The sequence below is a fragment of the Yoonia sp. genome, assembly GCF_030731595.1.
GTDB lineage: Bacteria > Pseudomonadota > Alphaproteobacteria > Rhodobacterales > Rhodobacteraceae > Yoonia.
Map to the genome: position 1 here is coordinate 1 of NZ_JANQTS010000028.1, position 6,263 is coordinate 6,263.

Consider the following 6,263-nt stretch of genomic DNA (forward strand, 5'->3'; position numbering starts at 1 on the left):
TGCTGGAACTGGGGCGCACCATGATGGTCGACGCCAAGATCGTCTTTCTGGACGAGGTCGGCGCAGGCGTGAACCGCACCCTGCTCAACACCATCGGTGATGCGATCATCCGGCTGAATCAGGAACGGAACTACACATTCGTCGTGATCGAACACGACATGGATTTTATCGGCCGCCTTTGTGATCCAGTCATCTGTATGGCGGAAGGCCACGTTCTGGCCGAAGGGACCTTGGACGAGATCAAGGCAAATGAACAAGTGATCGAGGCCTACCTCGGCACCGGGTTGAAAAACAAAGATAAGGTAAGTGCGACATGAAATTCTTGCTGACCATCCTTCTGGGGGCCGTATTGGGCTCTGCTGCCACCTTCTATTACATCTATGTCAACCACGCTGACGTGGCCGAGCAAGCGCTGATGCGCGATACGCTTCTGGCCTATGCGCCCTTTCTGGCAGAGTACATTAACCCGTGAGTGATAATCCCTACCAGAACGACCGTGGCAACAAGGACCGGTCCATCACCAAGGACGGTGGCGGCACGCTTTCCGCTGCGCAAAATGACCCGCGTCAAAGCACCGGTCAAAAGGGCGAGCCTTTCCTGATCGGCGATGCGATGACCGGTGGCTATGGCAAAGGCCCCGATATCCTGCACGGCTGCACCATTGCCGCCGAACGCGGCGAGATTGCCGTGATCGTGGGGCCCAACGGGGCGGGCAAATCGACCGCGATGAAGGCCGTCTTTGGCATGTTGAATGTCAATCAGGGGGCGGTGCGTCTGGATGGCGAAGACATCACGCATCTTTCGCCGCAGGAACGTGTGGTCAAGGGCATGGGGTTTGTGCCGCAGACCTCGAACATCTTCACCTCCATGACGGTCGAAGAGAACCTCGAGATGGGTGCTTTCATCCGCCGCGATGATTTCCGCGATACGATGACACAGGTCTATGACCTGTTCCCGATCCTCAAGGAAAAGCGCAATCAGGCTGCGGGCGAACTGTCGGGCGGGCAACGCCAGCAGGTCGCAGTGGGTCGTGCGCTGATGACAAAACCCAAGGTCTTGATGCTGGACGAACCCACTGCGGGTGTATCGCCCATCGTGATGGACGAACTCTTTGACCGGATCATCGAGGTGGCCCGCACCGGCATCCCGATCCTGATGGTGGAACAGAACGCCCGCCAAGCCCTTGAAATCGCTGATAAAGCCTATGTTCTGGTACAGGGCCGCAATGCCCATACCGGCACTGGCAAAGAACTGCTGGCCGACCAAGAAGTCCGCCGCAGTTTCTTGGGCGGATGAAGATGGTGGCTGCTCTTTGCGCAACTCTTTCGGGGCCTGCACTGGCCGAGGTCATCACCTGCGACCTCTCTGGCGTGCCGGTCAGTTTCGCAATCGACCGCAGCCAGTTTGCGCCCGCCCAAGATGCAGGCGACCCACCCCGCCGCCGTGTGACAACCGTGCAGATGGGCGACGCCCAATTCCCCGCAGAGCCGATTCTGATGGGTGATGTGCGCGGATTCTGGGCCGAGGGGCTTGGTGGTTCTGATGCAATGCTGGTGATCCAGGGCGACGGCTCTGCGGTTTATGCCAACAGCCGTGCGGGTGAGCGTCTGACCGGAAACTGCACGGTGATACAATGACACAGCTAACGCCAAAGGTATGTTCTAAATGGATTTTCTGAACGCCCTCGTCGCTTTTGCGAATTTCGTTTTTGTGCCGGGCCTTGCCTATGGCGCGCAGCTTGCCATCGGGGCGCTGGGGGTCACGATGATCTATGGCATCCTGCGGTTCTCGAATTTCGCCCATGGCGACACGATGGCCTTTGGCACCGCGATCACGATCCTGTTTACCACGGCCTTTATCGGCATGGGGATCACCTTTGGCCCGCTGCCGACCGCCCTGCTCGCCCTGCCTTTCGGAATTGGCGCAACGATCCTTCTGCTGTTGGGGACCGACTGGGCGGTTTACAAATTCTACCGTGAACAAAAGGCGTCGCCGGTGATCCTTGTGATCGTGTCGATGGGTGTGATGTTCGTGATGAACGGGATCGTGCGTTTCATTATCGGCGTGCGTGACATCAACTTTGCCGATGGAGAGCGGTTTATCGTGACAGCGCGCGGCTTTCGCGACTTCACGGGGCTGGACGAAGGCCTTGCGATCAAGACAACCCAGGCGATCACGGTCGTCGTCGCCTTTATCGTTATGGCGCTGCTGTTTTGGTTCCTCAACAAGACGCGCACCGGCAAATCCATGCGCGCCTTTTCCGACAACGAAGACCTTGCCCTGCTGTCGGGGATCAACCCCGATTGGGTGGTCAAGGTCACATGGATGATCGTGGCCGCGCTGGCCACCACAGCAGGCGTGCTTTACGGGCTGGACAAATCTTTCAAGGCTTTCACCTATTTCCAGCTTTTGTTGCCGATCTTTGCGGCGGCGATCGTCGGCGGATTGGGCAGCCCGCTGGGCGCCATCGCGGGCGGTTTCGTGATCGCCTTCAGCGAAGTGACCATCACCTATGCGTGGAAAAAGGTACTGACCTATCTGTTGCCCGAAAGCCTTGCGCCGGATGGATTGGTGCAGCTTTTGTCCACTGACTACAAATTCGCCGTCAGCTTTGCGATCCTGATTATCGTGCTGCTGTTCAAACCGACCGGCCTGTTCAAGGGGAAATCCGTATGAATCCCGCTGTCAAAGATACCGCGCTTTTCGGCGTTGTCGCTGTCCTGCTGATCGGGACCGGCATTGTCCAGGGTTGGAACTCGGCGCTTTTGATCCTGAACATGGGGCTGATTTCGGCCATCATGGCGTTGGGGGTCAATCTGCAATGGGGCTTTGCGGGGCTGTTCAATATCGGGGTCATGGGCTTTGTGGCCTTGGGCGGTTTGGCGGCCGTTCTGGTTTCAAGCGAACCCGTTCCAGAGGCATGGCAAGCCGGTGGCTTGCGCATCTTTGCAGGGCTCGCATTGGGGGCCGCCACGGTGGTCGCTGCTGTTTTTGCGCAAAAACGTCTTGAAGGGCGCACCAAGACAATTGTGACGCTGGTGATTCTTGTGGGCGGATTCTTTTTGTATCGTGCGGTATTTGATCCGGGCAAAGAGGCGGTCGAGGCCGTCAATCCTGCGGTCAGCGGCAATCTTGGCGGTTTGAACCTGCCGATCCTGCTCAGCTGGCCAGTGGGTGGTTTGCTTGCGGCCGGTGCCGCTTGGATCATCGGCAAAACGGCCCTTGGCCTGCGCTCTGACTATCTGGCGATTGCGACACTGGGCATTGCCGAGATCATCATTGCCGTGCTGAAGAACGAAGACTGGCTGGCGCGCGGCGTCAAGAACGTGATCGGCCTGGACCGCCCCGTGCCCTTCGAGATCGACCTGCAACAAGACCCCGGCTTTGTGGAACGCGCGGCCAGTCTCGGGCTTGATCCGGTGACGGCCTCCACGCTTTACACAAAGATGGGCTATGCGATCCTGTTCACGATCGTCCTGCTGATCCTGCTGTGGCTGGCGCAAAAGGCGCTCAATAGTCCTTGGGGCCGGATGATGCGCGCGATCCGCGACAATGAAACCGCGGCCGAAGCGATGGGCAAAGACGTGACCGCGCGGCATTTGCAAATCTTTATCCTTGGCTCCGCCATCTGCGGTATTGCCGGTGCGATGATGACCACGCTGGACGGGCAACTGACCCCCGGGACCTATCAGCCACTGCGTTTTACCTTCCTCATCTGGGTCATGGTGATTGTGGGCGGGTCGGGCAATAACTTTGGTGCGGTCTTGGGTGGCATGCTGATCTGGTGGCTCTGGGTTCAGGTGGAACCTATGGGGCTGGGCCTGATGAACATCCTCAGCAGCGGCCTTGAAGACGGCAGCCCGCTCAAGGAACGGATGATCGAATCCGCGGCCCATATGCGGTTGCTGACCATGGGGCTTGTGCTCTTGCTGGTTCTGCGGTTCAGCCCGCGCGGATTGATCCCCGAACGCTAGCTTGTCCCTGCCGCCCGCCCTGATAGAACGGATCAAACGACAGATTCCGGGGACCTTATGGCGCTGATCTTCCGCTTGCTCGTCTGGCTTGCAACTGCATTGATTTTTCTGGTCGTCGCCGTCATCGGGCTGGCCTATTACTTCGCGTCGCGATCCTTGCCCGACTACGACGCGCAGACCGAGGTCGCAGGGATCAGTGCGCCTGTGGAAATCGTCCGCGACAATGCGAACGTCCCGCATATCTTTGGGGCCACCGACAATGATGTCTATTTTGCACTGGGCTATGCACATGCGCAGGATCGTCTGTGGCAGATGACCATGTTGCGCCGCACGGCCCAAGGGCGGCTGTCGGAACTCTTTGGCGAGCGCACCCTTGGCATTGACGAAGTCTTGCGCCGGTTCGACCTTTATACGCTTGCCGTGTCATCGGTGAATGTCCAGACCGACGAAACCAAATCAGCCCTGACCGCCTATTCCGCCGGTGTGAACGCATGGCTGACCGAGGTGAACGCGGGTGCGCGCGGGCGGGGGGCGCCCGAAATGTGGCTCTTTAGTCATCCTGTCGCCCCATGGCAGCCTGCGGATTCGCTGGCGATCCTCAAGCTGATGGCGCTGCAACTCTCCTCGCATCTTGAAAACGAGGTGCTGCGGGCGCGCACTTCGCTGCTCTTGGGCAACGAACGCTTGCAGGACATCATGCCCGATGATCCGACAACCGCGACAGCGGCCCTGCCCGAATATGCGGCCCTTGTCCCCGGTGTGCCGGATTACACGCCCAATTTGCGCATGGCCTTTGATCCGCTCTCGCCGATGATGCCCGCACCCTTGGCGGGGGCTTCGAATGCATGGGCCGCCAGTGCCGCGCGCTCTGCGACGGGATCGACCCTTTTGGCCAACGACCCGCATCTGGGCCTGACAGCGCCTGCCATCTGGTATCTGGCGCGGCTGGAGCTGTCTTCGGGTGGTGTGATCGGCGGCACGATCCCGGGCATGCCCCTGGTGCTGTCAGGGCGCGGCGATACGCTGGGCTGGGGGCTGACGAGCGCCTATGTCGATGATCAGGATGTGCTGATCGAAGAGGTGAACCCCGACAACCCCGAAGAATACCGTGGCCCCAACGGCTGGGTCCCGTTCCGGACCCGCGACAGCATCGTGACCGTCAAGGATGCCCCTGCGGTCACCCTGCGCCTGCGCTGGACCGCCAATGGCCCGGTGATGCCGCGCAGCCAGTTCGATCTGGGCACGATCACCCCGCCCGGCCATGTGACCGCCATCGCTTGGAGCGCCTTGTCGGACCGTGACACATCCATGTCCGCGGCGATGGAGATCATGCAATCGCGCACGGTTGAACAGGCGATTGCGGCAGGGGAAAACTTTATCGCACCCGCACAGAACCTGACCGTCGCCGACCGCAACCGGATCGGCATGAAACTGATCGGCGCCCTGCCCGCCCGCGACGCCAACCACCAAAGCCAGGGGCGGCTGCCGTCCTTTGGCTATCTGCCGGAAAACCGCTGGCAGGGCCGGTTTCCCTATGCGGACAACCCCGAATTTCTGGACCCTCCCGGCGGGATCATCGGCAATACCAACAACAAGACCGTCGACCAGCCTTTCCCGCGCCATGTGTCCTATCTTTGGGGCGACACGCAGCGGATCAACCGCTGGCGGCGGCTGATGCAGGCCCGCGAGGTCCACACCCGCGACAGCTTTATCGAAGCGCAGCTTGATACGGTCAGTTTTGCCGCCCGCACGCTTTTGACACTGATGGGGGCGGACTTGTGGTTTACCGGCGATGCCGCCCCCGAAGGCACGCCCGAACGCCGCCGCCAGATCGCGCTGAACCTGCTCTCGGCATGGAACGGAGAGATGAACGAACATCTGCCGGAACCGCTGATCTATTCCGCCTGGGTGCGCGCCTTTCAGCAACGGCTGATCCGTGACGAACTGGGCCCGCTGGCCAGCGAATTCACCCATGTCGAGCCGGTCTTTATCGAACGCGTCTTTCGCGACATCGACGGTGCCGGCGTCTGGTGCGACGTGATCCAGTCAGCGCCGGTGGAAACCTGCACCGATATCGCGCGCCAAGCGCTGGACGACGCGCTGATCTGGATCGCCGAGAACCACGGCGAAGCCATCGAGGCCGTCCGCTGGGGTGATGCCCATGTAGCCACCCATGACCATCCGGTCTTGGGGCAGACGCCGTTGCTGAACTGGGTCGTCAATATCCGGCAATCCACAAGCGGCGGCGATCACACATTGCAGCGCGGCCTGACCTCTGGCGTTGATCCG

General features: G+C 60.3%; 6 protein-coding genes and 1 pseudogene. All 7 read left to right on the plus strand.

Translation table 11 applies throughout. The annotated features are described in order from the left end of the window. A pseudogene (locus NWQ23_RS02590) lies at nucleotides 1-317 on the plus strand (ABC transporter ATP-binding protein); the annotation flags it as partial. Beyond that, nucleotides 314-472, plus strand: a complete 159-nt coding sequence (locus NWQ23_RS02595) for a hypothetical protein (protein WP_306164678.1) — start codon at nucleotides 314-316, stop codon at nucleotides 470-472. The pseudogene NWQ23_RS02590 and the gene NWQ23_RS02595, both read left to right, overlap by 4 nt. Next, the gene (locus NWQ23_RS02600; protein ID WP_306164679.1) at nucleotides 469-1,296 is read left to right on the plus strand and encodes an ABC transporter ATP-binding protein; all 828 of its coding nucleotides are present in this window, start codon (nucleotides 469-471) and stop codon (nucleotides 1,294-1,296) included. Before NWQ23_RS02595 ends, NWQ23_RS02600 begins: the two co-directional genes overlap by 4 nt. Nucleotides 1,297-1,301: 5 nt before the next feature. Further along, nucleotides 1,302-1,637, plus strand: coding sequence for a hypothetical protein (locus NWQ23_RS02605; RefSeq protein ID WP_306164680.1), 336 nt, complete (start codon nucleotides 1,302-1,304; stop codon nucleotides 1,635-1,637). A gap of 28 nt (nucleotides 1,638-1,665) precedes the next feature. Next, nucleotides 1,666-2,676, plus strand: a complete 1,011-nt coding sequence (locus tag NWQ23_RS02610) for a branched-chain amino acid ABC transporter permease (RefSeq protein WP_306164681.1) — start codon at nucleotides 1,666-1,668, stop codon at nucleotides 2,674-2,676. Beyond that, complete coding sequence (locus tag NWQ23_RS02615; RefSeq protein ID WP_306164682.1) at nucleotides 2,673-3,974, plus strand: branched-chain amino acid ABC transporter permease; 1,302 nt, start codon at nucleotides 2,673-2,675, stop codon at nucleotides 3,972-3,974. The genes NWQ23_RS02610 and NWQ23_RS02615 overlap by 4 nt, the downstream gene beginning before the upstream one ends. Before the next feature lie 57 nt (nucleotides 3,975-4,031). Further along, nucleotides 4,032-6,263 (plus strand): penicillin acylase family protein (locus tag NWQ23_RS02620; protein ID WP_306164683.1); only part of this gene is annotated, 2,232 nt, incomplete at its 3' end.